Below are 25897 nucleotides of genomic sequence, written 5' to 3'. Positions count from 1 at the left end.
CCTATATTCGGAAAAAACAACGCCGCCCAAATTAGGGTCTAGAGACCCTAAGGCGGCGAGAATCGGACAAATTACGCTGGAGTAACAGTCTTTAGATTTTCCGAAGTCATTTTCTCAACGTCTTCTTTGAACTCTTTTGCAATAGCTTGAAGCTTGTTGCTGTCGTCCATCATTTGTTGAGAAAGCTTAGTAAGAACGCTTAGTTGCTGGCTGTTGAAAGCAGTCAATGACGTTACGTCTTTGATTTCTGATGCCGCTTTCATTTGGTTCAGACCCACTTCGCTGTAAGTACGAATTGCGTTCAGTTGAAGCTCAGTCAACACTTCTACGTTTTTTGTCACTAGCTTGTTGAACTTCAAGTAAGGTTCTAGATTTTTTTCAGTTTGATCGCTAAAGGTTTTGAAGAAATCTGTGTACATAGTTTATCTCCTAGAGAAAGAATTAAAAATGTCCGTTTAAATAATTACTTAACTGCTTTTATAACCACAGCCGTCCCCATGCCGCCGCCCACACAAAGTGATGCGACACCATATTGACCATTTTGCTTATGAAGCTCGTGAACAAGCGTCACTAAGATTCGGTTGCCCGAAGCACCAAGTGGGTGACCTAGCGCGATAGCACCACCATTAAAGTTCGCTTTATCTTGAATCGCGTTAACGGGAACTTGGTTGGTTTCCGCCAACTGATGAATCACGCCAAGTGCTTGCGCAGCAAATGCTTCGTTCAACTCGTAAACGTCAATGTCGTTTACCGTTAATTCCGCTTTTGCTAATGCTTTATTGACTGACTCCACTGGACCTAGACCCATGATTTTCGGATCAAGTCCCGATTGCGCATAGCTTACGATCTCAGCAATAGGCGTGAGTCCATGTGCTTTAACTGCGCTCTCAGACGCGACGATAATTGCACTCGCACCATCGTTAATACCTGATGCATTCCCCGCAGTCACAGTGCCTTCACGGTCAAAAGCAGGGCGCAGCTTGCTTAACGCTTCCATAGTCGCATTAGCCTTTGGGTATTCGTCGGTATCGAATAGCACCGTTTCACGGCGTTGCTTTACTTCTACAGGCACAATTTCGTCTTTGAATTTGCCCGCTTCGATTGCCGCCACCGCTTTCTGTTGGCTAGACAGCGCATACTCGTCTTGCTGTTGACGGGTTAGGCCGATTTCTTTTGCAACGTTTTCTGCCGTCACACCCATGTGATATTGGTTGTAAACGTCGGTTAAACCGTCCGCTACGAGCAGGTCTTTCAGCTCTAGGTTGCCCATTTTGTTGCCATCACGAATACTGCTTGGTGCGGCAAACGGTATCTGAGACATGACCTCAACACCTGCTGCAACAACAATCTCTGCATCGCCACTACGGATATGTGAAACCGCATCCATGACGGTTTTCATGCCACTGCCGCAAACCATGTTTACACCATACGCAGGAACCGCGTCCGGAATCCCAGCGAACAATGCCGCCTGACGACCGACTCCCATGCCTTGACCTGCGCCGACAACGTTGCCAACAATGACTTCGTCAATCTTGTCGGCATTCAACTTCGCCGCTTCCAATGCGCCCTTAATCGCTACTGCTGCCAAATTGCCAGCAGAGGTATTTTTCAGACTGCCACCAAAGGCGCCAATTGGAGTGCGCTTCGCTGCTACGATAAACACTTTTTCCATCATCTTATCTCCTTAGTGCATGTATAGGCCGCCGTTCACCGACAAAGTCTCACCGGTGATATAGGCTCCTGCATCGCTGACCAAGAAGCTGACTGATGCTGCAATTTCTTCTGGTGTAGCAAGGCGTTTCATTGGGATTTGATTCGTGATGGATTCCAATACTTCTGGCTTCATTTGCTCAACCATTGGTGTACCAGTGTAACCTGGCGCAATAACATTTACTGTCACACCCGAACGAGCACCTTCATACGCCAACGCTTTAGAGAAACCTATCATCCCAGCTTTCGCCGCCGAGTAGTTTGCTTGACCAAACTGCCCTTTTAGGCCATTGACTGAAGAGATGTTAATAACACGACCACCGCCTTTTTCGCACATAGCAGCGAACAGAGGTTGCGTAACGTTGAATAGACTATTGAGGTTGGTATTAATGACGTCATTCCAAGCTTGCGCAGTCATCTTTTTAAACACGCCATCACGTGTGATACCTGCGTTGTTGATAACGACATCAATGGTCCCTTCTTCCTCAAGCAATTGCGCTAACTTTGCTGCACACTCTGCAGTGTTTGTTACGTCCAACTCAAAAAGGCGAACCTGATCTTTGGTAAACCCTTTACTGTTGAACCACTCCAACGCACATTCATAGTTGCCTGTGAAATACGTAGCGATTACACGGTAACCATCATTCACTAATTGAGAGGAAATAGCAGAACCAATTCCGCCTTTTGATCCGGTGATCAAAGCGACTTTCTTCATCGAAGACTCCATTCTTAACGGCATTTAAAAAAGCAAACTAAATACACTGATGAAATAAATCACCAACTGACGTGTTTATTTATTCTTTTGGCTATCAATCCTGTGATGCCTTTTATTTTAAGTTAAACCAGAAATATTACATTTCAAATAAAAAACTAATCCATTTGCATAAGATTGATTTAGATCTCATTAAACATGAAATGTTATAAAATGGTTAACTATTTATAAGTCATTGTTTTAAATAAAATTAAGTTAAACACAAGCTTATCAGAACATAAATTTAATCATTATTTATCAATAAGTTACATACCGAACAGTGGACGTTACATCATCTCATGATTTCAGATACTACTCTCATGCTCAGAGTTGTTATCTATAAATACGATTAGAATAATAATTCAAATATCAATATAAGCAATTGTCAGTAATATCATTTAATTACTAACTTAAATGATATTACTGACAGTATAACCTTAATTTTATATTTATAGTTTTACTTATGAAAACTGGTATATTTAGAATGTAAAAAATAGAAGAAAACGTCTCATTTTGGTGCAGTTCGCACTATTATGACGCAGCAATTAAAAAATAGTTTCAGTTTTATTTTAAATATCCAAATAACATCAATTAACTAGCATTTAACGTATCGAATCACTTTTTATCTATTGAAGTACCGGTACGGTGCAATATTCGATAGTGCCATCTCCTAAAGCAATCATCTAGATTCTTTAACCCAGTAAATTGATGTTATACCCAAATGACGTCAAGATGCAGAAATCGTGTCAGTGACATGCTCCGCAGGGCGAGTTTCCTTATCCCACAGCCTTTGTTAACGATTTTTGATTTAGAACCACTAGATCTTCAAATCGTTGCCGTGCCTGTGAGCCAAGTCATTCTCGCTGAACCTAGCACCTCGAGGTTATTTGGGGATATTTGGGGATAGTATCCTTTATCAATTTGCACTATCTTTGTGGCTTCTATCAAATCACTTAGTTATCAACAAACATGAATCTTGCATTGCTCAGTATGTTCATCCCTACCTTCTTTTTTGTCTCAATTACACCAGGAATGTGCATGACGCTCGCCTTAACGCTAGGAATGAGTATCGGTTATCGCCGCACATTATGGATGATGATTGGTGAACTCGTCGGTGTCGCGCTGGTTTCAGTCTCGGCAGTACTAGGGATCGCAGCGATCATGCTCAACTATCCTTGGATGTTTATCGCACTAAAGTTTATTGGTGGCGGCTACTTACTCTATCTTGGTGTAGAAATGTGGCGATCTCGAGGTAAGTTAGCAATAAATGTCGATAATTTGGAGACACCCAGAAGTGGTAATGTCGCGCTCATCATGCAAGGCTTCGTTACCGCTATCGCAAACCCAAAAGGCTGGGCATTTATGATTTCTCTGCTGCCGCCTTTTATCGATCAAAATGCGGCTCTTGCTCCACAGCTGATCGTGCTTGTCTCCATCATCCTTCTTTTTGAGTTCATTTGTATGTCTCTGTATGCCACGGGTGGTAAAGGACTGAAACGCGTGTTGGGTCAATCAAAGAATGTGCGCCTGATGAACCGTATCGCGGGCACTTTAATGATGGGGGTTGGTGTTTGGCTATTACTGAGCTAAAGCAACGCTGGAAATGATGAAAAATATCCTAAGAAAAATTACGCGAAACATAAGTGAAGTATTAGATTTTCAGGCCCGGGTTTGGGTCGTAAACGTTTATGCTGGAGAACACAGAGGCGAATCTTACGTTGTAAACGAAGACAGCTTTTCCGAGCCATTGCAATGGATGAAAAAGAAAGGTTATCACACATCCATGTTGCGCCTGGTTGAATCGATGAAGCGCTCTCAAATCATTGAGTTCGATTTAGGTCACGTCAAACACCGCCTGATGCGTGTGAAATAGCACAAAGTAAAACGCCACTCAAACTGAGTGGCGCGAGCACTTTTTACCTTCAGCACCTCGTATTACGGCGCGGTATCAATCTCAACAGGCAAGTAATGCTTCGGTTCGAGCTTGAACAGTTCAGGTAATACGGTACCAATGGAAATGGAAGACCATGTACCTGATAGCACACCAATAAACATCGCGGTTGAGAAACCCGCTAGCGGTGCTCCCCCCATAATCCATAGTGCACCAACAGTAATCAGTGTTGTGCCTGAAGTCACCATCGTTCTAGAGAACGTCGCGATGACAGCCTGGTCATTGATGTCTTCCATTTTCCAACTTTGTTTCGCGATCAGTAGCTCACGAATTCGATCTGAAATGATGATCGAATCATTCAATGAGTAGCCTAAAATTGCCAATACGGCAGCAAAAACCGTTAAGTTGAATTCCATTTGGGTAAAGGCGAAGAAGCCGAGGACGACAATTACGTCATGAGCCAGAGCAAATACAGAGCCACTCGCTAAGCGCCATTCAAAACGGAAACACAAGTAACCAAGGATGCTCAGCACACAAATCAATAGTGCTAAACCGCCTTGGTCAAACAAATCCTGGCCAACTTGAGCACCAACAATACTGTTGCTGACGACATCAACTTGATGTGAAACTGGCTTTAATACCTCTTCCACACTTGGCAGAGTTTGCCCTTCTTCAGGGGCGGAGTAGCGAATGAGCCAACGACCATCTTCACCTGTGCGGGTGACAGAGGTTGATTCACCAAGTTTTGGTTGTAGTGCATCAAGCAGATCGTGATTGGTTAACGACTTATCGACTTTCACTTCTGTCACCATACCACCAGTGAAATCCAAGCCGAGATTCAACCCTTTAAAGCCCAGAGCACCAAGTGCGATCACCGTCAAAACGATAGAAACTAGCGTAGTGAAGTGGCGAATTTTACGAATATTTTGTTTTAGCATTTCGACCATGATTAAACCCTCACATCACGACGGGCATCTCGGCCCCAAATTAAATTGATCATTGCTCGAGAGGCAAATACGCCTGTAAACATACTGGTTAACAAACCTAATCCGAGTGTTAAAGCAAAGCCTTGGATTGGACCGTTACCGATGGCGTATAAAATCACGGCGGTGATCATGGTAGTAATGTTGGCATCAAGGATGGTCGAGAACGCGCTATCAAAGCCCAGATCAATCGCTTGAGCGAAACTGCGGCCTTCACGCATTTTGTCCTTAATACGTTCGAAGATAATAACGTTGGTGTCCACTGCCATACCAACGGTTAACACCAACCCTGCAATACCTGGAAGCGTTAGCACCGCACCTGGTAACAAGGCAATTAAGCCAAGCAAACAAAGCATGTTGGCACAAAGCGCCACGTTCGCCACCCAACCTAAGCGGCGGTACCAAAGGGCCATAAAGGTCAGTGTTAAACCCATACCCAAAGCAAGTGCCGCAAAGCCATTTTCAATGTTTTCAGCTCCCAAAGAAGCACCAATAGTGCGCTCTTCTACGATAGTAACCGGGGCTGTTAGCGACCCCGCACGAAGTAATAGCGCTAACTGCTGCGCTTCGTCCATGCTGCCAGCGCCGGTAATACGGAATTGGCTACCAAGTTGAGATTGAATAGTCGCAACGCTGATAACGCGCTCGCTGCGCTCCGTTACGCCACGATCGTTTGTCTTGTATTCGCGGTAAACCGTCGCCATTGGCTTGCCAATATGCGTTGCAGAGAAATCACTCATCTTTTTACCGCCCGCGTGGTCAAGCGAGATGTTAACTTCTGACATACCCATATTGTCGACGCCTGCACGAGCGTTAACAATGTGCTCACCCGTTAGGACTGGTCGTTTCTCCAGAACAACAGTTCGGCCATCGTTATCTTTCAGCACAAGATCTTGGCCGCTTCGCGCTTGGCCTGCATCTTTCACTTCATAGAATGCCAAACTCGCAGTGGCACCAATAACGTTTTTCGCTTGTGCTGGGTCTTGTACACCTGGTAGCTCAATACGAATGCTGTCTTTACCCTGACGCTGAACTAATGCTTCCGTAATGCCTAGCTCTTCAATACGACCACGCATAATCTTCAAGTTTTGTTGCAATGTCGTTGATTGGAACTCTTGAATATTCTGCTCACTTGGCTCAAGAACAAAACCGCGAGACGAGCTTTTCACCACCCAACCTGGATAGTTTTGACGCAAGAATTTGTTTACTTCAGCTAGGGCGGTATCAGTCTCACTGTTTACCGCAATGCGGTTACCACTTTCTGCGCGAATTTGTACACCACGCACGCGCTGATCTCGCAGGCTTGCTTTGATCTCATCGATCAAAGCATTACGTTGCTCCTCAAATGCTTTATTTACGTCGACATTCAAGAGGAACTGTACCCCACCGCGAAGGTCAAGACCGAGTTTGATTGGGCTAAAACCCATCTCATTCAGCCACTCTGGAGCAACAGACACATATGAGAAGGTAATGCTGTCTTCTTTATTTAGCTCATTGTTTAGTAACGCACGAGCTTTGCTTTGCGCATTTTCATCATCGAATACAATGGTCGTTTTGCCATCTTTTTCGATGATTTTGTCTGCTGAGATATGATTGGTTTTCAGTAGTTGATTCAACTGAACAACCGACATTTCACTGCTGTTTTGGTTTGAAAACGTTAGCTGGATCGATGGTTGCTCACCGAACCAAGTCGGAATCGCGCTTAACGTTAAGATAATGACCGTCGTGATTAATACGACATATTTCCAAGCTGAATAGTGATTCATCAGCTTTCTGTTCTTTTGCTGCTTTGGTGTTTTTTTCATGTAAACATCATCCCTTCACTACGAAGTGAAGCTTTTAATAACAAGGCTTAACACACGACAGATGCCCCCAGAATAAATTCAGGGTATGAAATGCTCAGGACGGTTACGCCCTGTTGAATACAATCGTCGTGTTAAGAGTGCACAATGGGCAAATAGATGGTGTTTAGGCAGAAAACTGACTATTGAGTGCGACGTACATTGCGTTGGTCTCTTTCCAACCAGAAATGCGATGATCGCTTGTGAAATGATAAAAAGTGTACTGGTTTTGACGCCAATTGATATCCATCAGGCTGTAGGCATAACCTGCGTCAACATAGAAAGGCGTGTTTAGGTCACCAACAACGTCAACATGCTCATCATCGAGGCCTTCACGTAAGTGAGAAACCCAACGTTGAGTGTTAAATAGAGCTAGCGTATCGAGTCTTGCATGACTTTCAGAAATCGGAGACTGCGTCGTTTCTTCTGAGACTTCAGAAAAATCGATTGAGGTATTTGCAAAAGCAATACTCGCAACAAATGGTTGCAGCTTAGAAAAGTAAGGTAAATGAGCTTTCTGATCGATTTGCGCAGCAAAAACATGCGCTGGTAGCAATACCATCGCAAGCAGCATAAAAAGCAATTTTTTCAAGCAAATCTGAGACATAAGAACTCACTAAAAACAAAACGAGTCGAGTTTTTTCACTCGACTCGATGATAGTATTCCTATTAATTATGGTTCACAACTAAAAAGTTATAAATCTCTAGAGGCTTTAAACTAAAGGCGCTCTGTTAACGGTAAAAGATATCGCCTTTATCGACATCTAAATAGATTTTGTTCTCTTGCTCCAAACCACCACAATAAATGAAGTACACATTGCGCTTGTCATAAGTAACCGAACGAACCCAGCCACCGAGCTCTTCAAAATCACTCGGATCACAGGTTTCATCGTCTAACAATTGCTGGGTTTTCTTGCGGAAGATGTCCAAGTGGACTTTTAAATCATCCGACTTCTGCAAATATCCATCCAGTATTTCCAAACGCTCTTGTTCTTTAATAACTGGCTCTGCATCAGATAATCCTTCGGCATTCAACCACTCAGCTTTTTCTTCACCGCCCTCTTCATAAACAAGGTAACCAGAGATTCGATACCAACCATCCACTTTTTCTAACACCGATACTTTTTCTCCCTTATAGAGCGTATCAACAACCAAAGCATTAACATTTGGCTTATTGTAAACATTGATTCGACGCTCAATGACATAGTATTCGGTCACTTCAGGGGGGGCGGTTTCTAAATCCAGAATCGGTTTGGATATTTCTTCTTCCACTGGCACTTGCTCCACTTGCGCAGCTTTTGGCGCTTCAGGTTCATCTTTTTGCATAAAGAAGAAATAGTATCCAGCACCCGCCCCACCGAGCAACAGTATGACAATCAATGCGATGAGAATTTTCTTCATGTACTTTTCCTTTTCATTCTTTGTTCTTATCTCACCGGCAACACGCATGTCGCGGAAATTTGGGTATATACTCAAAAGGGTCGGTCAACTAACGCGAGCAATAATGATCAACAAACTCAATTGGATACTGTTGCTTCTTCTGTTCCCCATTATGGGGCACGCCAATATTCAATGTAAACCATCGTCGTGGAATGACAATCTTACCCAATTCAATCGTTTAGAGTCCAATTACAATAAGCATGTTGAGGTATTCAATGCACTTTTAGCCGAACATAAGCAGCGTCAGTTATTGTCCCAAACCTTTTCCCTACATGAACTCGTATTACTTTGGCGCGCCCGCTCGAACCAAAATGCGTTCAAAACTCAATTAAAAGCCTCCATTCAATATAAAGAAGAACTCACGACTAAAGCTAATGAGTTGATTAAATTGAGCACACAATCTCAATGGTCAGCAAATGGATGGAAGAAACTTGCCCAAAAGTGCCGTGAGTCAAACGAAACTGCCAATCAAATCACTGCGGAGTGGTATAACACCAACGCTTTGCAACTTACCGAGGATTACAAACGCCTTTCTTCACAGTACCAAGCACTAGCGCAACTCTATGATAAAGAAGCGAGATCGCTTCAATACGCTCAAGATGTTTCGAGGTAAAAATCGAGCCCGTTTTGAAAAGACGATGTCGGGTTTTCACTCCAATATTAGACGTTATTCGTGCTTTAATTCCCTCTTTTAGTGATCCCAACATTATATGTAAAAAATGGGACTGTTCCCTTTTACAAACTTGACTAAACCATGACCAAGAGAGGCAACTTATAGAGACATACGTCACAATAATGCTTTACTTATGGCCAATTTTTGGTTAATTTACCCATTAATAAAATTTAATAAAAAGTCACATTTGGCTGGAGATGATGCTACAACCATGGTTATCAATCGATTAAGTAACAGGGACTGTCCTAATGCTACCAAAGCCAAGTTTTTGTCAGTAGTTAGGCACGTAAAAGAGTTTGGTTCAATCAGCGATTTGGACCTTTGTAAAATCTTCGGAGAAACAATTTGGAGTGATGGGAGGGAATACCATTCAGCTGCGTTCTCATTCAAGGTTGATAGATACACAGGTAACTGTGAAATCTCACAATACAAGCACCAATAAGGCTTAAGAATTTATAAGGCGGAGTCAGGAAACTGATTCCGCTTTTTTGATCATCGCAATCGTAAAGTCGTGATCGGAATAACCCTCAATCAATTGTGCGTCTGGACATAGCCATCGGCAATAGCGTAACACCCCAACTTTATTATGCGATGCGAGCATTCTCATGCTCGGCAGCTTTTCTTCATCCAATAAGTTAAACACGCACCCTTTCTCTGCGGCCCGGTACATTTTCTCGATCATCTCAATGGTATGATTTGGATTCGCGGATTGATAATTCAATGATCCAGAAGCAAAGACATAATCACTACGGGGCAATAGCAAAGTTGAAAAGTCACCGCATACGAACTCACTTTGAGTACGAAAGTCCCGCTTTCTGGCCTCAGAGATAAACTGTTTTTGCTGATCAATGCCAATATAACTTTGGGGGCGCAGATTGTTGAACTCAATAAACGCTAATAAGTCTCCGTAGCCACACCCAATATCTAAAAGACTTGAACCGTCTAACGTTAACCCACGGCACAAGGCTTCAAATCGACTGATTTGGCTGTACTTATCTCTCCATCCCAGCGTTCGCGCTCTGTCTGTACCGAACTGTCGGTATCGCTTTCGGTGATAGTGAGCAATCTTAAGTCTATCGAGAAATTTCATCTTTCTTATGCATAAATCGGCAAGCTTCCATTTCCTTTCACTTGTCTAATCGCCAAGTGCGTATGGATATCTTTTACGTTTTCTAATCGTTGTAGCTTTCTAGTGAATGTTTCATAGCCAGCGAGATCTTTGCTGACCACTTCTAACAAATAATCATAAGCCCCTGATACAACATGGCACGAGATCACCTCGTCCATTTCAACAACAGCATGTTCAAATTCATCAATCGAAGAAGCTTGGTGGTTGTTCAAACTGACTTCAACAAATACGGTCATCGCAATACCCACCGTGTCTCTGGACACAATGGCTCGATAACCGCTAATTACGCCCTCCTGCTCTAAACGCTTAATGCGTCTTGCACAAGGTGATGCCGATAATCCTACTTTGTCAGCGAGCTCTGCCGTAGTCAGGGTTGCATCCTTCTGCATCAAGTTGATCAGTTGCCTGTCAATTTTGTCCATTTATCCTTCCATGCCAATAATCACTAACAATTAACATTTATACGCGCTTTATCACCAACATCAAGCTTAATTACGTCAAACTTTGCCTCCCTTTGGCACGTGTTTTATTCAACAATTAACACATCATTTACAAATGGACATGCCGACAATGATCTTGGGATACGCAGCTATATTAACGACCTTACTGCTTTGGTCTGGTTTCTTTATTTCTTTAAAAGGGGGCGCAATTTCTAACTTGCAGCCAGCCGATATCGCGCTAGTTCGCTTTCTAATCCCAAGTTTAATTTTATTACCATTTGTGATTAAGCATAAGCAGGCGCTTCGCGTCGTGCCTAAACGCTACCTAACTGGTGTTGTGGTAGGGAGTGGCCTGCCCTACCTGCTGGTCGTCGGCACAGCTATGCACTTCGCTCCCGTGGCGCACGGCAGTGCATTAGTACCTGGTACTTTGCCATTATTTGTTTCTGCTATCGCGGTGTTGTGCTATCAACAGTCGCTGAGTGCTCACCGCTTAATCGGGCTTTCTACGGTGCTGTTAGGGATTTTCGTATTTCTTCTTTCTAATAGCGGTGCAGAGTACAACTGGTCTCAATTACAAGGCCACATCCTGTTTCTAACCGGTAGCATTATGTGGGCTGTTTTCACCATCAGTGCTCGTGTTGCTAACCTTAATGCGCATGTCTGTGCTGGATTCGTTGCAATCGCGTCTTTGGCACTGCTCATCATTGCGGTTGGCTTCGGATGGGTAGATAGTTACCTAGCGATAACGCCGATCAGTCAGTGGCCGTGGGAAGAATTATTTGGCCACGCGATGTTGCAAGGTGTCGGCGCAGGCTTAATCGCTTCTTTTACCTTTATCTATGCAATCCGAATTATTGGCGCCGAAGCCAGTGCTGCTTTTGGGTCATTAACTCCAGTCGTCGCGACACTTCTTGCCGTTCCAATCTTTGGTGAACAACCAGATTCACTGACTTGGTTAGCGCTGATGCTGGTAACCTGCGGCAGTATTGTGGCAAGCCAAATCTTTATGAAAGATGGAATGAGCCAAACTTATCGCCCACCACTTCACAGATAGCGATAATTTTACAAAAACTTTTGTCCTACTATCTTGAATAACAAAATGGCGTTTTGATAGCCTCGATTTAACCAATAATTAAAACGCCAATGTAATGCCTGCCACTCATACTAAAGATGAACTGCATAGATTCCTCAAACCGGGAATGAAACTTTCGACTAATTTCGAGTTTGGGCCTAAGGACCAGTATACGTATTCCACCACCTATCTTGGGATGAAAGAGAACGCGTATTTGATTCTTGATATACCGATGCGTTTGCTTGAAGAGCAAGTGATGAGAAAACTCCCAAACGCCGATGTCATCGTGCGTGGTGTATCAGATACGGAGTTAGGCCATGTCATTGCATTTAAATCCAGTGTTCTAACAACTGCGGTTCGTCCTTCGCCCCTTTTATTTATTCGAATTCCAGGAACATTTGCAACCAAACCAGTCCGGGAACACGAACGATATAAGCTGCAAATGGATTGTAAGATTGTTCATGCGGGGAATGTTTACGACGGTAGCCTTATCGACTTCTCACTGGCAGGTATTGGTATCTCAACCTTTATAGAGCCTGAATTCAACGTTGGTGAAAGTGTCACTATCGACTCTTCTCTAAGTCACTATATCGGAGAAGAAAATCGGTGTGTCATTGCCAACATTAAGAAGTTGGTGAAAGGCTGGGTAATAGGAATTAAGTTTGAAAGCCCAATAGCGATGAGTCACGAGCTAAAAACAGAGTTACTGGAGCAGTCCTTTCTAACCAGTAACGTCTGAACTTACTGCTGGCTAAAGCGCGTCGCCTCAAAGCTGTTGAGCACTCTGTGCACCGCATAGGTCAAGAGCAGAGTGACAACAATAGCAAACAAAATACTACTCACGCGATACAGCGCGCTGAACATTAAATCGCCATCCGGGGTCAGGTATTGGCCAAATAAAATACCTAATGTAGTTAATCCGCCAAACCCAGCTCCTGACCCACTAGACTCTTTTACATGCATATAGCTGAACATCATCGCGCCAATCCACAGCAGTGGGACGATAAACAGCAAGGTATCCGACCAATCGTATAGTACGAGCTGCCCAGCAATACCAAAGGTTACCCCCATCAAGGTCCCCATTGCTCTTTTGCGCGCATACCCTAAAGCACCGTTCCAATGCATAGGAAACAATAAAAGCAAGGTTGTCGCCTGAGCGGACATAGAATCACTGAGGTCAAATAGCTGGAATACAAGGAAAGACATTGTAGCGATGCTCGCCCCCATAAGGGCTTCATGACGCATGCGGTGACTCTGTTTAGGCTGAGATGGTTTTGCCGGTGGCTGACGAGGCTCTGCATCAGGGATCAAAAATGTCACGACGTAGGCCACGATCACTGAAATAACATTCGCTTGTAGGTTGCTGAATATCAGATCATTTAAGTCGGTTGTTGGATAACTCGCAAAATGCAGCATGATGCTCAAGCTCAGCACGCTATTTGCCCCAAACAGGAATAAGCTCCCTTTTGACATACAGGCGAACTTATACAAAAACAACCCGAAGGCGATGATCGTCATCATGCCAGGATGTCCACCAAATAGCCCACCAAGAATACCGACCTCTAATCCGCATACGACCGCTGAAAAAATCAGCTGTCGTGCGGCATGCAGGCTCATGACTGGTACCATTCCAAGTAACAACATCGGTGTTACGGTAAAAAATACGCCATAATTCCAGCCAAAGACCTTACATAAGGTGAAGCCAATGGTCGCGCCAGTTGCAATGCGCAAACACTGACGGAAGTCGTTTTCCGACATGGGATGATCCCATAACTTCATATCGCCTCCCCGTTAATAAATGTAATGAAGAAGACTCAAAAATCGGATCTGACATCTCGCTAACCAGCCAGATAACGAGTTTTCTGGCAACAGTTGCACAGTCGCACGTGCCCCGGCCGGAAATGCGCGCTGTTGAGGTTCATCGATAGCTAAATGTAAACGTAAACGCTGCGCGTCTCTCACCCAACGGTTTGAGTCTGTCGGTGTCGCTAAACGGCCATCCGCATCAAACTGGCCCGAGCTTACCCCCGCATCCACACTCGTAATACGAGCTTCAAATACGTCACCAGGCAAGCTATCAAAGGCCACTAACGCCCGACTGTTCTGATTGAAGTGTCGCAGACTCTTTTCACGAAAGTCGGCAATAATATCCACGTCATCCGAGACTAAAGCCACGAGAGGTGTACCAGCTGCTGCATAGGCACCCGTTTCCAGTTGCAAGTTAGCGACAACGCCATCATGTTCGGCCACTACTTGAGTGTAAGACAGATTAAGTTCCGCTTGTTTTAGCTGGTTTTGTGCCACGCGGATATTTACATTCGTCGCACCTAAATCGCCTCGGTTTACTTCCAACTCTTTTAAACGAGCGCGCGCGGCCAGTAAGTTTGCTCTGGCTGCCGTTGCACTACTTTGTGCGTCGTCACGCTGTTGTTGCGAGGTGCCATTGCGATGAAACAATGTATCAAGACGTTTGGCTTCGCGAACTTTTTGCTCGGCGACAATTTTGCTCGCTTCAACGTCCGCTTTTGCCGCTGCAATAGAGGCATCAAGCTGTTCATTATTTTGAATCACACGCTCAAGGTTAAGTTGAGCCTTTTCTACGGCGAGCTGATAAGGCTGTGGATCAATCTGGAATAGTAGATCGCCTTGGCTTATTTCTTGGTTGTTGGCAACATAAAGATGCGTAATCTGTCCACTCACACGGGGAGCTACTTTAGTTACCACTCGCGTTGCCATTGCCTGAGGCGTCAGTGGCATGGCGAGATCTGCGACTAGAAAATAGGCAAAGACAAGGACAAACGCGACGCAAGAATACTTGATCCAACGTGCGAATTTTTGATCTGGAGTCATAGGCGTTTACTTCTCTTTTAATTCGGGTTTCTGACTTATTCGCTAAGTGAATCAAGTGCATTGTGAGCAATCTGATCGAGGATCAATGAAAGCTTTTGAAGCTCTTGGTCATTGATTTCCGTCAGTAGCTTGCTCCGGACTTGAAGAATTCGAGTCTCCATTTGCTTGAGTAGGGTTTTACCTTCTTCTGTAAGGCTAACAATGCGTGCTCGCTTGTCATGCTCACTGCAATGGCGAGTGATCAGAGATTGCTCTTCTAATAGCTTTAATGTGCGCATCAGCGATGCCAACTCAATCTCAAGCGCTTCAGCCAAATGCTTCTGACTAACGTTGTCGCCCATTCGATAAAGTTTCCATAACGCAGTCCAACGCGGGTACGTCAGGTTTAAAGGCTCCAACTCGCGATCTGCAACCATTTTCCACAAACGGGCAACGCGAGATAACTTTTCAGCCAGAGAAAGGTCGCGCAAACTGTTGATGTCTTGAATCATAAGATCTACTCAATTACTTAGCTTGCTAAGTAATATAAAATAGTTAGCACGCTAAGTAAATAAGTTTTTGTGATTTAAATCACATAGAATATGCCATTGGAGAACAAGTTTGCGTAACGCAACGTAGTACTTGGGTTGAATAGTAGTGATATACGACACTAAAGGTGATATCAGCACTCCTGGCTTATCAACAAGTGAAGCATTGAGATACAAAAAAAGCACAACCCTAAGTTATGGCGTTGTGCTTTTCGGTTTAGTGAGCGATTGAATTATCAATTAAGGCTCATAGCGAATGAGTTCATCACGTTCGTTCAATTAAGAATCGCTGCTTGAAGTCAACAAAGGCTTCATGCAGCGCATTTTCTTTAATCGGTTTGAGCAATACGTAATTCGCGCCCGCCTCCATAAACGCATCACTGGTTTCTTTCGCCGTATCGGCAGTACAAGCATAAATTGGCGTGCCTAACTTCAGCTTCTGTCGGATCTCTTTGGTTGTTTCAATTCCTCCAAGATGCGGCAGTTGGTTGTCCATCAAAATCAAATCGTAAGTATGATCTTTTAAGAACTCCATCGCTTCCAATCCATCTTTTGCCCAATCAACCTGCATTTTGTACTTGTTACAAAATGCTTTAAGAATGAAGGCATTAGTATGGTTATCTTCTACCAACAGTACTTTTAGACTCTCTGCGAATAACTCCCCAGGCTTAACTCGCAAGCTTGAATCAAGAGGGGTGAGCACTCGCTCACGATCTTTCACTGGCATTGTAACAACAAAGGTCGTGCCTAAACCTTTTTGACTACGTACTTGAACGTCACCTTCCAGCATATCGACGAGGCTTTTCACAATGGTCAGTCCCAAGCCACTGCCACCGTATTCTCGAGTGGTCGTTGCTTCCTCTTGAACGAAAGGTTCGAACATTTGGTCGAGCTTATCGGGCTCTATGCCGATGCCCGTATCCGTAATTTCCACTACCAACACACTATTTTCGGCGCCGTAGAACTGCTCCAGTTCCGCATGCAAGCGTACGCTGCCCGAGGGGGTAAACTTAACTGAGTTACTGACTAAGTTGAATAAAATTTGGTTCAGACGAACTTGGTCAGTAAAGATTTCAACATTGGGATCAATCTTGTTTTCAATGACGAGGTTAACGCCTTTATTTTCGCAAATTGGACGATAAATGTTTTCTAACGTCCGAATCGTGTCAGTGAACGAAAACGGGTGCTTTTGAATATTAAACTTACCCTGCTCAATCTTCGAAAAATCCAAAATATCATTCAAAACAGCAAGTAAGTGCTCACCACTATGTCGGAGTACGTCAATTTGGTTATTCTGCTCTTCCGTTTCGACCGAGTCTTTTAATAATTGAGCAACTCCCAGAATTCCATTGATTGGCGTTCGGATTTCATGGCTCATTTTAGCCAGAAAATCGGCACGTGCTTGGGCGGATTTTTCTGCCTCTTTACGTGCCAAGTTACTTTGTTTTTCCGCTTCAATAAGCGTCGTAATATCCTGACCTTGAACAATGATACCGCTGATATCACCGTCAACTCGAATCGGCGATAAGTTCCAGCGATATACCTTGTCTCCAATTGGTACATTGACGCCAGTTAACGTGGCTCCTTGAGCTGCCATTCGCAGGTGAGGCATCAACTTTTCTTTGAAGCCTTTAAACACTGGGTGCATGGTTTCAATGTCGTTTTCCATGACCAATTCTTTGCGGGCTGCCGGATTGATTTGGATGAGTACGCCAGACTCTGACCACACCATAATCGGCGATAACGCAAAGTTAAACAGATCGCGGAATGAACGCTTTTGCGCTTCCAGCTCTTCAAAGGTGTTTTCTAGTGTCGAACCAATATGATCGAACTCCTCGATATCCGACCCACCAAACCGTTCGAACCCTTTTTCTTCACGAGCCGAACGAGTGTATGCCATCAACGAGCCAAGCTCTTCGACGACTCGATTCTCAATCCACTCTTTGGTCATCAACGCAATCATCACCATCCCGATAACTGAAGCCAGCATCGCCAAAAGGTGCTGGATTTGCAGCGTCACAACACTCTGATTGTCTTGTACGGTTAGTAAACACAAATCCGTCGTGGCAGCATTGACTTCGATAGGGGTTTTAATGATCAACAACTGGTCAAGCTTTTGCTGAGACTCTCGCCGCTTCAGAACATCAAATATCTTGTACGCTTCATCTCCGACTAGTGAGCTAGCTAGTGGCGTATCGTTGGCCACCAAAACAACATTATCAACGTTCCCTTCGTTTTTTAGTCTTTCCATCAACCCGAAGTTGTTATCTAGAACAACAACATTGTAAGAATACCCCATCACTTCACCGGTTTTAGGTTGTAAAACCGGCACACGACGCAGTAACAGATGGCGAGTTCCCATTGGGGTATGTGAAGGGAGGTAATACCAATTGTTGCTAAAAGTCACTTGGCTCGCGAGATCATTGAGAATCAAGTTATTGATGCCATAGAAATGCGCATTCCCATCGTCCCAAATAATGCCTTGATGATCGGTGAGAAAGCGAAATTCTGGCGTATGAGAAGGATCACTCTGGTCAATACTCATGAAAAAGTAATTGAGAGCTTCTTCATCCCGTTCTGTATAAAAATCTAAAACAACATCACTCTTCGAGTTACTGTTGTGATGAATCTGAATCGCAGCAAAATGGCTATCAAAAATATTAAGAATCAGCGCTGACGTCTGTTGCTTAGTTCTATCCACTTCTTGCCAAATAATTTGCTTCGAGAAGTAATAACTCTGAACGAAGATGCCTAAAATGATCGGAGCAAGTACGAGAATGATTATTTTCGTAATAAGCGTCGACAATGAGCGACGCTTTCTTGTTTTTGATGTAGTTGTCATCAATTGTCTGAGTATCTAAATGCGCGTTTTCTTAATGCTTCAATTCTTTCTGGAGAATCCGATTTCGTGACGACTTCAAAATCACCAGAATAAACGGTTGGAACGGGTTTCCCTTCAAGATCCCACTTAATCGCTTCTGCCATTGCAATGCCAGTATCATCGTTCATACGCATAACAGTAACGTCTAACTCCCCTTTCGAAAGCGCTTCTAATTCTGCAGAGCCGCCACCCCAGCCGTTGATCATGACATCTTCACGCCCTAATTCTTTCAGCGCATCAACAGCCCCTAGCGCCACATCTGTAGAACACGCATAAATAAAATCGACGTCAGGGTATTTTTCCAAACTCGCTTTTGCTGCTTCATACCCAGACTGCTTTGTCGCTTTGGTATAGTAAGCAGATTGTAGTTCAAAGTTGTTATCACGGTTGACTTGATTGATAAAGGTATTGCCTCTGATATCGCTGATATACCCTTCTGAAAAGTAGAGCACACTATAATGGCTCTGTTTTGGAAAACGCTTACCAAACTCCACAGCAAGCTCACGGCTGCCTTCAGCATGATCAAAACCAACATAAAGGAACGGTTGGTGATCCTCCCAATCTCTTACCGGTGTAGTGATATTTTGTAAGATCAACTTGGTTTTCTTTGAGTCTAAGACGTGTTCAACAAACTTACGATGCCTAGTGGTATCGAGAGTGAAAATCAGATAATCGGAGTTGCTCTTCAGCGCTTCCATTAAAGACAAACTTTGTTGCTTAATATCTGCGTTGGGACGGGTAAAAACTTGATTAAGTTGATAGTCGATATCAAGTTTATCTAAACGCTGTTCAAATGCGTCTATATTTCGAATCCAATAATCCGAAATCTGTTGACCTGGATAAACCACAGAAATTTTTAACGGACGCTTTTTGTCTCTTTCAACCGGAACGGGAGTCTCTCGCACGGCGTCAGCCAACGCATTCGTTAACTGCTTCTGTTCTGGAAACTGGTCTAAAAATTCTTGATATGCCCAATACCCGTTGAGGACTTGAGTGGCTTGCGCTATCGGCGCGACAGTGGCCATTGACATCAGGGAGAATACTAACGCTTTTTTCATCTACTGCTCTTTTAGCTTTTTATGAGCCTAATTCAGCTCTATTCGTTACCTAGCCGAGTCATCCTTTACTCTTGTAATCTACCTTCCTCTGAGTGCCTGTTTCAATAATAAATTGGTTCTTAGTCTGAGTTGGAACGAATAAACGTTTATTGTGTACCTAATTGTAAGGTCACAAAATATCATTTCTCCTTTTCATACTCTGAGTGTTTAAACAGAACACCAACCCATTATGCGTCAGTTTGTTCTTACATGGTACTCCAAAACTAAAAAGAAACCGCCTCAGTGGACGGTTTCTTTGTTATTCGGCATGTCGCGAACGCTTATTTCGATAAAGCCATTTCTAACATCATCTGCTGATTTTCATCAACGACAATACTTGCTTTTGACGTAACAAGCAGCTCTTTCTTAGCTTTTGTTAGTTGCTTAATATAATACTCAGCCCGCATGGCAAGTGTCTTTGAATCAAAATCCGAAGACCACTCCAATACCAAGGGACCTTTTCCTTTTAAAGCTTTCGCTCCTTTGCCCGTTTGGTGCTGATTGAATCTTCGCTCAACATTGTTTGTGACACCGCAATACAGCGCATTGCGGTTATTTCGTATCAAATAGACACTCCAACGCTGCGCTGTATTTTCAATCATGAAAGTAGTGACTCGACCTTAGCTTTTAGTTCATCGAGCTCTTCTTTAAGCTGAGCAACTTCGAGCTCTAACTGGCTGACTCGATCAGAATTAGAGCCAGCCGCTGACACTGGCACTGCTAGCTCAGAGACGTCAACGTCGCCACAGAACAAATGCATATAGCGTGACTCTCGCTTTCCGGCTTCACGCGGTAACTTGACCACTAATGGCCCTTTGTCTTCGCTTGCTAAGTGCTCCAGAACCGTTTCAACTTCTTTTACATCATGAAATGTCGCGAGACGATTGGTACGAGTGCGAATTTCCCCAGGCGTTTGAGCACCACGCAAAAGCATACAGCACACGATTCCCTTCTCTTGTTCTGTCAGTTTTAAATCACCAAACTCCGTATTACAGAAACGGTGCTGATACTTGCTAACACGGCTGTTAAACGCACTTTCGTCACTGACGAGCCTACGCTCAATTAGAGCATCAACGGCATCGAGAACGTCTGACTCAGAGAGCGACATTACGGGATCACGGTTGCTTTTTTGATTACACGCGTTGGTTAAAGCGTTTAGGCTGAGGGGGTAAAGATCTGGGGTGGTGACTTCTTTTTCGATCAAGCAACCAATGACTCGTGCTTCAATTGCCGTTAGCTCAACTTTCATAATGCATTTCCTTATTATTTTTGCATTTGACTTGGTACCTAAATCGCTTCGAAATCATGCATCATACATTGGCAAAGAGATGCAAGAAGCGTTAACGATTCAGGTGTCGGTGTCAGGCTAAAGCATAGCGCAAGACCTGGCACCCTTTGCGAATCGGGTCAGGTATCAATGCTCCGAGAGAATTGGCACTTTCGTCAAATTGCCATCTTGATCAACCATCATTATTTTTGAACGATTCAGCTCAACTTCGATGATTTCGAGTTGCTCGCGAGCGTTGATATACGCTGTTTTTAACTTTTCAGCCACAGAGCGAGTGGCTTGCTCATTATCTTGACTACTTACTTGCTCCGCAGTGTTCCCAGAGTCCATATCAAGTTCATCATTTTGCATTCAATGGTGTTGATAATATAGTGAAGGCCACGTTATGACAATGCATCGATGGATTCTACGATGTTGCCCAAAACTCGATTAAAGAAGCGTGATTATGTAGACACATCGCAATTGGTTGAGAAATGTTCAACTCTGCATTGTGATTGATCTAAAGACTGTTATGCCACTGGATGTTGTGCTTTAATCGAGGGAGATATTCATAAAATTAGGAAAGAGAACTATGAGTAGCGTATTTGAAATCGTTAACCAAGCTCGTCGTAAAAACAAACTAAAACGTGAGCTGCTTGATAACGAAAAGAAAGTTCGTGATAACCGCAAACGTGTTGACCTTCTAGAAAACCTTCTAGATTACATCAAACCAGAAATGACTCACGATGAAATCGTCGCAATCATCAAAAATATGAAAGCAGACTACGAAGATCGTGTTGATGACCACATCATCAAAAGTGCAGAAATCTCTAAAGCACGTCGTGACATCAGCCGTCGTATTCGCGAACTGACTGAAGAAGACAAGCAAACTAGCGGCAAAAAATAAACGCTTAAGCTAGATTTTCCAACCCTGAGTAAGGCTACCTTACTCGGGGTTTATTTTTGTCTCTAAACTAAGCGCCGTGTACAATCAATCCAACTCTTATTCCTAACGCATTCAGCTTTCTATGTCCTCAACTACGACAAGTACACAACCAACACTTGCAAAACAATTATTTACGATGACTTGGCCAATGCTATTTGGCGTTCTATCTTTAATGAGCTTTCAGCTTGTAGATAGTGCGTTTATCGGTCAGCTCGGCGTTTTACCTTTGGCCGCTCAAGGTTTTACTCTTCCGTTGCAAATGGTCATTATCGGCATTCAAGTCGGTTTAGGTATCGCCACGACTGCTGTCATTTCTAAAGCGCTTGGTGCGAATGAAAGTCGTTATGCCAAACAGCTCGGTGGCTTAGTTTTGATGATTGGCTCAATCGGTGTAGCCGTTTTTGGAGGGCTAATTTGGCTTTTGCGCTACCCCATTTTATCTCTATTAAGTGCTCCAGAGTCTGTGATGCCGATTATCGACAGCTACTGGCCTTGGTGGCTGCTAAGTTCATGGACTGGCGCGGTTTTATATTTTTACTACAGTATTTGCCGAGCTAACGGCAACACCATGTTGCCTGGCACAATGATGATGGTGACCAGCGGCGTGAACCTTGTGCTCGATCCACTATTTATTTTCACGTTTGACTTGGGCATTAACGGAGCCGCAATAGCAACCATCGTTGCTTTTGGGTTTGGTATTTTAGTCGTCGCGCCTCGCGTAAAAAAGAATCACTGGGCAACAACGCAGTGGCAAGACCTCAACGTAACTAAAAGTGTTGCGTCTATCGGTAACATCATGGGACCTGCGATGATCAGCCAACTGCTGCCTCCGTTGTCGTCCATGTTGGCAACAAAGTTGTTGGCAAGCTTCGGGACCGCAGCAGTCGCCGCTTGGGCGCTCGGTTCACGCTACGAATTCTTTGCTATCGTTTCGGTGTTAGCGCTGACAATGTCTATGCCCCCAATGGTCGGGCGCTTACTTGGCGCAAAGAACTACCAAGATATCCAATCGCTAGTCAGTATTGCCGTAAAATTCATTCTGGGCTTTCAACTTTTGATCGCAGCCATTACGTTTGCCGTCGCAAACCCACTTGCACTACTGATGACCAGTGATGTTCAAGTAGAGCAAGTATTAGAAATGCATTTGCTGATTGTTCCTATCAGCTTAGGTTCACTAGGTGTATGTATGTTGATGGTTTCTCTTTGCAATGCATTAGGTAAGTCTTACACCGCGCTCACCATTTCAGCGCTACGCTTGTTTGTCTTTTTCCTTCCTTGCTTATGGGTTGGCGCTCAAATGGGGGGAATCCGAGGTCTACTTTTAGGCGCTTGTATGGGCAACATTCTGGCGGGCATTTCCGCTTACCTAACCTATCGACAAACCATACGTAAACTCGCTGGCGCTCAAGCAAACGCATAACAATACATGGTTAAAATAAAGCCCCTTTGATTGGGGCTTTATCGTCTTGAAATGTTATCGATTTAGGCGAGTTTTAATTCATTGAAGAGCTCAAATAGCTGATTCGATTTATAAGGCTTAGGTAAATAAGCATCCATACCTGCAGCAAAACAGTTGTGAATGTCTTCTTCCAAAACACTCGCGGTGAGCGCAATAATGGTCGTTTTCTCACGCCCGGCTTTCTTTTCCCAACGACGAATTTCTTTCGTCGCGGTCAGTCCATCCATCACCGGCATCATACAATCCATTAAAATTGCATCGAATTCTTCTCCCTTTGTGATGGCTTCCAACGCTTCTTGTCCATTGCTTGTTATCAAATAGTCATATCCTGCTTTATCCAGAAAGAAACTCGCTATTTTCTGATTCATCAAGTTATCCTCCGCGATTAAGATCCTCCTGTGAGAGCGCGACGTTCGATATTCAGACTTTGGAATACTATTAGTGACAGCGTCACTTGAAATGGTTTTTTCTACCTTCGCTAAATCGTCAATGACATGCTTAAATCGATTGCCAAGAAAAGGCAATGTGAGCACAGCATGTACTCTTTCTGCATTGTCGTAGGGAGTGGATAGATGATGCTGACAAATAATCACACGACGAAGATCATACTTGAGTGACAACTCATCTAAGGCTTCATCCGTATTGGAGTCGTCACTATGGCACAGAAATATGACATCAAAGTCATCGTTTATTGCTTTTACTTCATTAACATTATTCGCACCAAAGAGATTGATTTTCGCTAATCGACACTCTTTCAAAAGTTGATCAGCGTAATCGTAATTTGTGCAGATCAAGAGCCCTTTATTTATCACGTCCGAGCGCCAGCCAAACATCGGAATAACGTCAACCTCAATAGAGAATTCAAAGCATGTGCCCACTCCTTTTGTGGATGTCGCTATAAGCTGCCCTCCCATCATGGATACCAGTTGACGACAAATTGCCAATCCCAGCCCCGTTCCACCGAACTGCCTCGACACCCCTTCATCTTCCTGAGTAAAGGGTTCAAAAATCGTCGTTAACTTATCTTGTTCAATGCCTATCCCGGTATCTTCGACTTTAAACATCAGCGTTCCGCGCTCGTTCTCAGGTAACTCGTCATAACTGACATCAACACGTATATGACCGCTTTCGGTAAACTTGACCGCATTCGATACCAGATTCGTGATGACCTGCTTGATGCGATGATCATCAACCATCACTCGAGTTGGAATGTTTTCAGCTAAGTTAATCCCCAGCTCTAGCTGTTTAGATGTGGCTTTGGATTGAAATAAAACCATCGACTGGTACACCACCTCTCGGATATCGGCCTCGACTAGCGACAACTCCAGTCGACCAGATTCGATTTTAGAAAGATCCAAAATATCGTTAAGCAAGGTAAGCAATGTTTGAGATGAAGAGTCAATGTCATCAACGACTTCTTGTTGATGGGAAGATAACTCGCTTTGAGAGAGTATCTCCGTCATGCCCATAATACCGTTTAGGGGGGTACGTATTTCATGCGACATGTTGGCAAGAAATACTGATTTAGCGCGATTAGCAGACACTGCTGACTCTTTAGCATGGAGTATTTCGTCTGTTTGTCTCTGCTTTTCTTCAACCACTCGATTCACTTGCTGAGCGAAAATCGTCAGTTCATCACTGCCATCGACTTTGACTTTCGTCTGTTTCTCTTCATCGTTGATCAGCGCCGTTAAGGTATGAATAATCGCATCTAGTTTGCTATTAACCCGAAACCAAGTGCCAAAGCCAAGCCAGCAAAGCATGACGATAACCAAAATAACGCCAGAGGTAATCATCGCAATATTGGTCTTTTGTTCATGAACTTGTGTTAGGAGCGATTGCTCTGTTTGTTTCGTGAACCCATCAATGAGTACTTGCAAGCGTTGCACACGGAAATCGAGTTCTCTCAAATACGCTTCATAGTCACTACGTGACATGTCCCCTGACATTAATCGCCCACGAGATGCCAAATTTCTCTGATATCTGGGCGACGTAAACAAGCCTAGCAGTTTATCAACTTGATCGTATGACCCTCCTAAATTTAAAAACGCATCCAAATTTTGCTGCTGTCGATCAATAGCCTGAAAAAACAGACTCTGACTCAACCGACTCTTAGGATCTTGAACTAGGCGATGCGTCAACCAGGCTTCTTTCTGTGTCCAAAAAGACAGCTGAGCAAGGTAAGCAATAAAATTCTGCATTCGAATACCGTCCTCACTGCCATACCACTGATGATTTTGTAGCAAAGAGCGCGACATATTTTGAAGCAGTTGAAATGCCCAATCGCCAAGGTCATCCATCTCGTCCAACCTACCGGATAATACCCCTAGCATGGCCTCTTTCAGCTCATCAGCATATTCCGCGGTATTGGGGTTACTGACGAATTTTTGATGCATGGAAGAAATAACACCGTCTTGTTCTTCTATATTAAGTGCGGCTGATGCTTGAAGCGTAGGCTGGCGGCGTGCTTTCTCTATGGAGTATATAAAGTGAGAGGCTTGGGATATCAACTGGAAACCTTGGATATTGATTACCGTTTGATTGAGACGGCTTACGCGCAACGCATTGTCAGAAAACTGCTGAACTGCAAAAACCACTATCACCACCGTGGGTAATAGTGCGAGGAGTGCTAAGCGTGTTTTTATTGATAATCTCAACATCCATCAGCCCAATGGTTGATCTCATCCGATTATTTAATACTAGACTAGTTTCTAGCATTGAAAGGCATATACGACATGGTTACTTTAAAACAACATTCACCTACCAAAACCATGGTCATTCCGCTTATTTCGCCATCGGTCAATGAAATGGTAATTGTGACTCGAATCATACTTTTTGATCTTCAAGCTGAGTACAAACAGTGAAGTTTCACTCATACCTAAGATGCACATCACTTTTCATAAAATTCCAAACCATATGTTCACCTATTTCGTTGCC

General features: G+C 43.8%; 25 protein-coding genes. 7 read left to right on the top strand and 18 right to left on the bottom strand.

Annotated features, from left to right (window positions below):
• Positions 1 to 71 precede the first annotated feature (71 nt).
• The 3 genes from FR741_RS17740 to FR741_RS17730 are packed head-to-tail and all read right to left on the bottom strand — an operon-like array spanning position 72 to position 2425.
• On the bottom strand, positions 72 to 419 hold the full coding sequence (locus FR741_RS17740) for a phasin family protein (protein ID WP_005398278.1): 348 nt from the start codon (positions 417 to 419) through the stop codon (positions 72 to 74).
• A gap of 44 nt (positions 420 to 463) precedes the next feature.
• On the bottom strand, positions 464 to 1672 hold the full coding sequence (locus tag FR741_RS17735) for an acetyl-CoA C-acetyltransferase (protein ID WP_031780700.1): 1209 nt from the start codon (positions 1670 to 1672) through the stop codon (positions 464 to 466).
• 12 nt (positions 1673 to 1684) lie between these two features.
• Positions 1685 to 2425: an SDR family oxidoreductase gene (locus tag FR741_RS17730; RefSeq protein ID WP_005398281.1), complete on the bottom strand. Its 741-nt coding sequence runs from the start codon at positions 2423 to 2425 to the stop codon at positions 1685 to 1687.
• 1005 nt (positions 2426 to 3430) lie between these two features.
• Between FR741_RS17730 and FR741_RS17725 the strand changes: the two genes are divergently transcribed.
• Entirely contained in the window at positions 3431 to 4051 is a 621-nt protein-coding gene (locus FR741_RS17725; RefSeq protein WP_041853084.1) for a LysE family translocator, read from the top strand.
• 16 nt (positions 4052 to 4067) lie between these two features.
• A complete protein-coding gene (locus FR741_RS17720) occupies positions 4068 to 4334 on the top strand; it encodes a hypothetical protein (protein WP_104970816.1) in 267 nt (88 codons plus the stop codon).
• Between the two features lie 62 nt (positions 4335 to 4396).
• On the opposite strand, the gene secF is transcribed toward FR741_RS17720, so the two are convergent.
• From secF to FR741_RS17700, 4 genes are all read right to left on the bottom strand, one after another.
• On the bottom strand, positions 4397 to 5299 hold the full coding sequence (gene secF, locus FR741_RS17715; protein WP_167427334.1) for a protein translocase subunit SecF: 903 nt from the start codon (positions 5297 to 5299) through the stop codon (positions 4397 to 4399).
• 2 nt (positions 5300 to 5301) lie between these two features.
• On the bottom strand, positions 5302 to 7140 hold the full coding sequence (gene secD / locus FR741_RS17710; protein ID WP_167427333.1) for a protein translocase subunit SecD: 1839 nt from the start codon (positions 7138 to 7140) through the stop codon (positions 5302 to 5304).
• Positions 7141 to 7303: 163 nt separating this feature from the next.
• Positions 7304 to 7783 (bottom strand): hypothetical protein, encoded by a 480-nt coding sequence (locus FR741_RS17705; RefSeq protein WP_104973502.1) that lies wholly within the window; start codon positions 7781 to 7783, stop codon positions 7304 to 7306.
• Positions 7784 to 7908: 125 nt separating this feature from the next.
• Positions 7909 to 8577, bottom strand: coding sequence for an SH3 domain-containing protein (locus FR741_RS17700; RefSeq protein WP_145534611.1), 669 nt, complete (start codon positions 8575 to 8577; stop codon positions 7909 to 7911).
• 103 nt (positions 8578 to 8680) lie between these two features.
• Here FR741_RS17700 and FR741_RS17695 point away from each other — a divergent pair, with 103 nt between their 5' ends.
• Positions 8681 to 9229 (top strand): hypothetical protein, encoded by a 549-nt coding sequence (locus FR741_RS17695; RefSeq protein ID WP_053807963.1) that lies wholly within the window; start codon positions 8681 to 8683, stop codon positions 9227 to 9229.
• Positions 9230 to 9755: 526 nt separating this feature from the next.
• Here the strand turns inward: FR741_RS17695 and FR741_RS17685 are convergent.
• Together FR741_RS17685 and FR741_RS17680 are read right to left on the bottom strand one after the other, a co-directional pair.
• Positions 9756 to 10379: a class I SAM-dependent methyltransferase gene (locus FR741_RS17685; RefSeq protein ID WP_104972363.1), complete on the bottom strand. Its 624-nt coding sequence runs from the start codon at positions 10377 to 10379 to the stop codon at positions 9756 to 9758.
• Positions 10380 to 10384: 5 nt separating this feature from the next.
• On the bottom strand, positions 10385 to 10840 hold the full coding sequence (locus FR741_RS17680; RefSeq protein WP_031780652.1) for an Lrp/AsnC family transcriptional regulator: 456 nt from the start codon (positions 10838 to 10840) through the stop codon (positions 10385 to 10387).
• 148 nt (positions 10841 to 10988) lie between these two features.
• On the opposite strand from FR741_RS17680, the gene FR741_RS17675 reads away from it, so the two are divergent.
• Entirely contained in the window at positions 10989 to 11915 is a 927-nt protein-coding gene (locus FR741_RS17675; RefSeq protein ID WP_047008123.1) for a DMT family transporter, read from the top strand.
• Between the two features lie 94 nt (positions 11916 to 12009).
• Positions 12010 to 12672, top strand: a complete 663-nt coding sequence (locus FR741_RS17670; protein ID WP_065646235.1) for a flagellar brake domain-containing protein — start codon at positions 12010 to 12012, stop codon at positions 12670 to 12672.
• Between the two features lie 2 nt (positions 12673 to 12674).
• Here the strand turns inward: FR741_RS17670 and FR741_RS17665 are convergent, their stop codons facing one another.
• The 8 genes from FR741_RS17665 to FR741_RS17630 form a co-directional block, all read right to left on the bottom strand.
• A complete protein-coding gene (locus tag FR741_RS17665) occupies positions 12675 to 13712 on the bottom strand; it encodes a DUF2955 domain-containing protein (protein ID WP_109168965.1) in 1038 nt (345 codons plus the stop codon).
• 12 nt (positions 13713 to 13724) lie between these two features.
• Positions 13725 to 14783 carry an HlyD family secretion protein gene (locus FR741_RS17660; protein ID WP_104972361.1) on the bottom strand — a complete coding sequence of 353 codons (1059 nt, stop codon included), beginning with the start codon at positions 14781 to 14783 and terminating at the stop codon, positions 13725 to 13727.
• Between the two features lie 35 nt (positions 14784 to 14818).
• The gene (locus tag FR741_RS17655; RefSeq protein WP_005397727.1) at positions 14819 to 15274 is read right to left on the bottom strand and encodes a MarR family transcriptional regulator; all 456 of its coding nucleotides are present in this window, start codon (positions 15272 to 15274) and stop codon (positions 14819 to 14821) included.
• 301 nt (positions 15275 to 15575) lie between these two features.
• On the bottom strand, positions 15576 to 18152 hold the full coding sequence (gene luxQ, locus FR741_RS17650) for a quorum-sensing autoinducer 2 sensor kinase/phosphatase LuxQ (protein WP_167427332.1): 2577 nt from the start codon (positions 18150 to 18152) through the stop codon (positions 15576 to 15578).
• On the bottom strand, positions 18152 to 19249 hold the full coding sequence (locus FR741_RS17645) for an autoinducer 2-binding periplasmic protein LuxP (RefSeq protein ID WP_005397733.1): 1098 nt from the start codon (positions 19247 to 19249) through the stop codon (positions 18152 to 18154). The genes luxQ and FR741_RS17645 overlap by 1 nt, the downstream gene beginning before the upstream one ends.
• A 320-nt stretch (positions 19250 to 19569) precedes the next feature.
• Entirely contained in the window at positions 19570 to 19890 is a 321-nt protein-coding gene (locus FR741_RS17640; protein WP_012842363.1) for a GIY-YIG nuclease family protein, read from the bottom strand.
• Positions 19887 to 20537, bottom strand: a complete 651-nt coding sequence (locus tag FR741_RS17635; RefSeq protein WP_047008119.1) for a YceH family protein — start codon at positions 20535 to 20537, stop codon at positions 19887 to 19889. Before FR741_RS17635 ends, FR741_RS17640 begins: the two co-directional genes overlap by 4 nt.
• Before the next feature lie 165 nt (positions 20538 to 20702).
• Complete coding sequence (locus FR741_RS17630) at positions 20703 to 20906, bottom strand: hypothetical protein (protein WP_031780656.1); 204 nt, start codon at positions 20904 to 20906, stop codon at positions 20703 to 20705.
• A 241-nt stretch (positions 20907 to 21147) separates the two neighbouring features.
• On the opposite strand from FR741_RS17630, the gene FR741_RS17625 reads away from it, so the two are divergent.
• Both FR741_RS17625 and FR741_RS17620 read left to right on the top strand, forming a co-directional pair.
• Positions 21148 to 21462 (top strand): DUF496 family protein, encoded by a 315-nt coding sequence (locus FR741_RS17625; RefSeq protein ID WP_005373603.1) that lies wholly within the window; start codon positions 21148 to 21150, stop codon positions 21460 to 21462.
• Positions 21463 to 21583: 121 nt separating this feature from the next.
• On the top strand, positions 21584 to 22921 hold the full coding sequence (locus tag FR741_RS17620) for an MATE family efflux transporter (RefSeq protein WP_167427331.1): 1338 nt from the start codon (positions 21584 to 21586) through the stop codon (positions 22919 to 22921).
• Between the two features lie 62 nt (positions 22922 to 22983).
• On the opposite strand, the gene FR741_RS17615 is transcribed toward FR741_RS17620, so the two are convergent.
• Positions 22984 to 25620 carry a hybrid sensor histidine kinase/response regulator gene (locus tag FR741_RS17615; RefSeq protein WP_109168962.1) on the bottom strand — a complete coding sequence of 879 codons (2637 nt, stop codon included), beginning with the start codon at positions 25618 to 25620 and terminating at the stop codon, positions 22984 to 22986.
• Positions 25621 to 25897: the final 277 nt, after the last annotated feature.

Source organism: Vibrio diabolicus (assembly GCF_011801455.1).
GTDB lineage: Bacteria > Pseudomonadota > Gammaproteobacteria > Enterobacterales > Vibrionaceae > Vibrio > Vibrio diabolicus.
The sequence above is the reverse complement of the archived record's forward strand: the minus strand, read 5'-3'. Positions and strand labels throughout refer to the sequence as shown.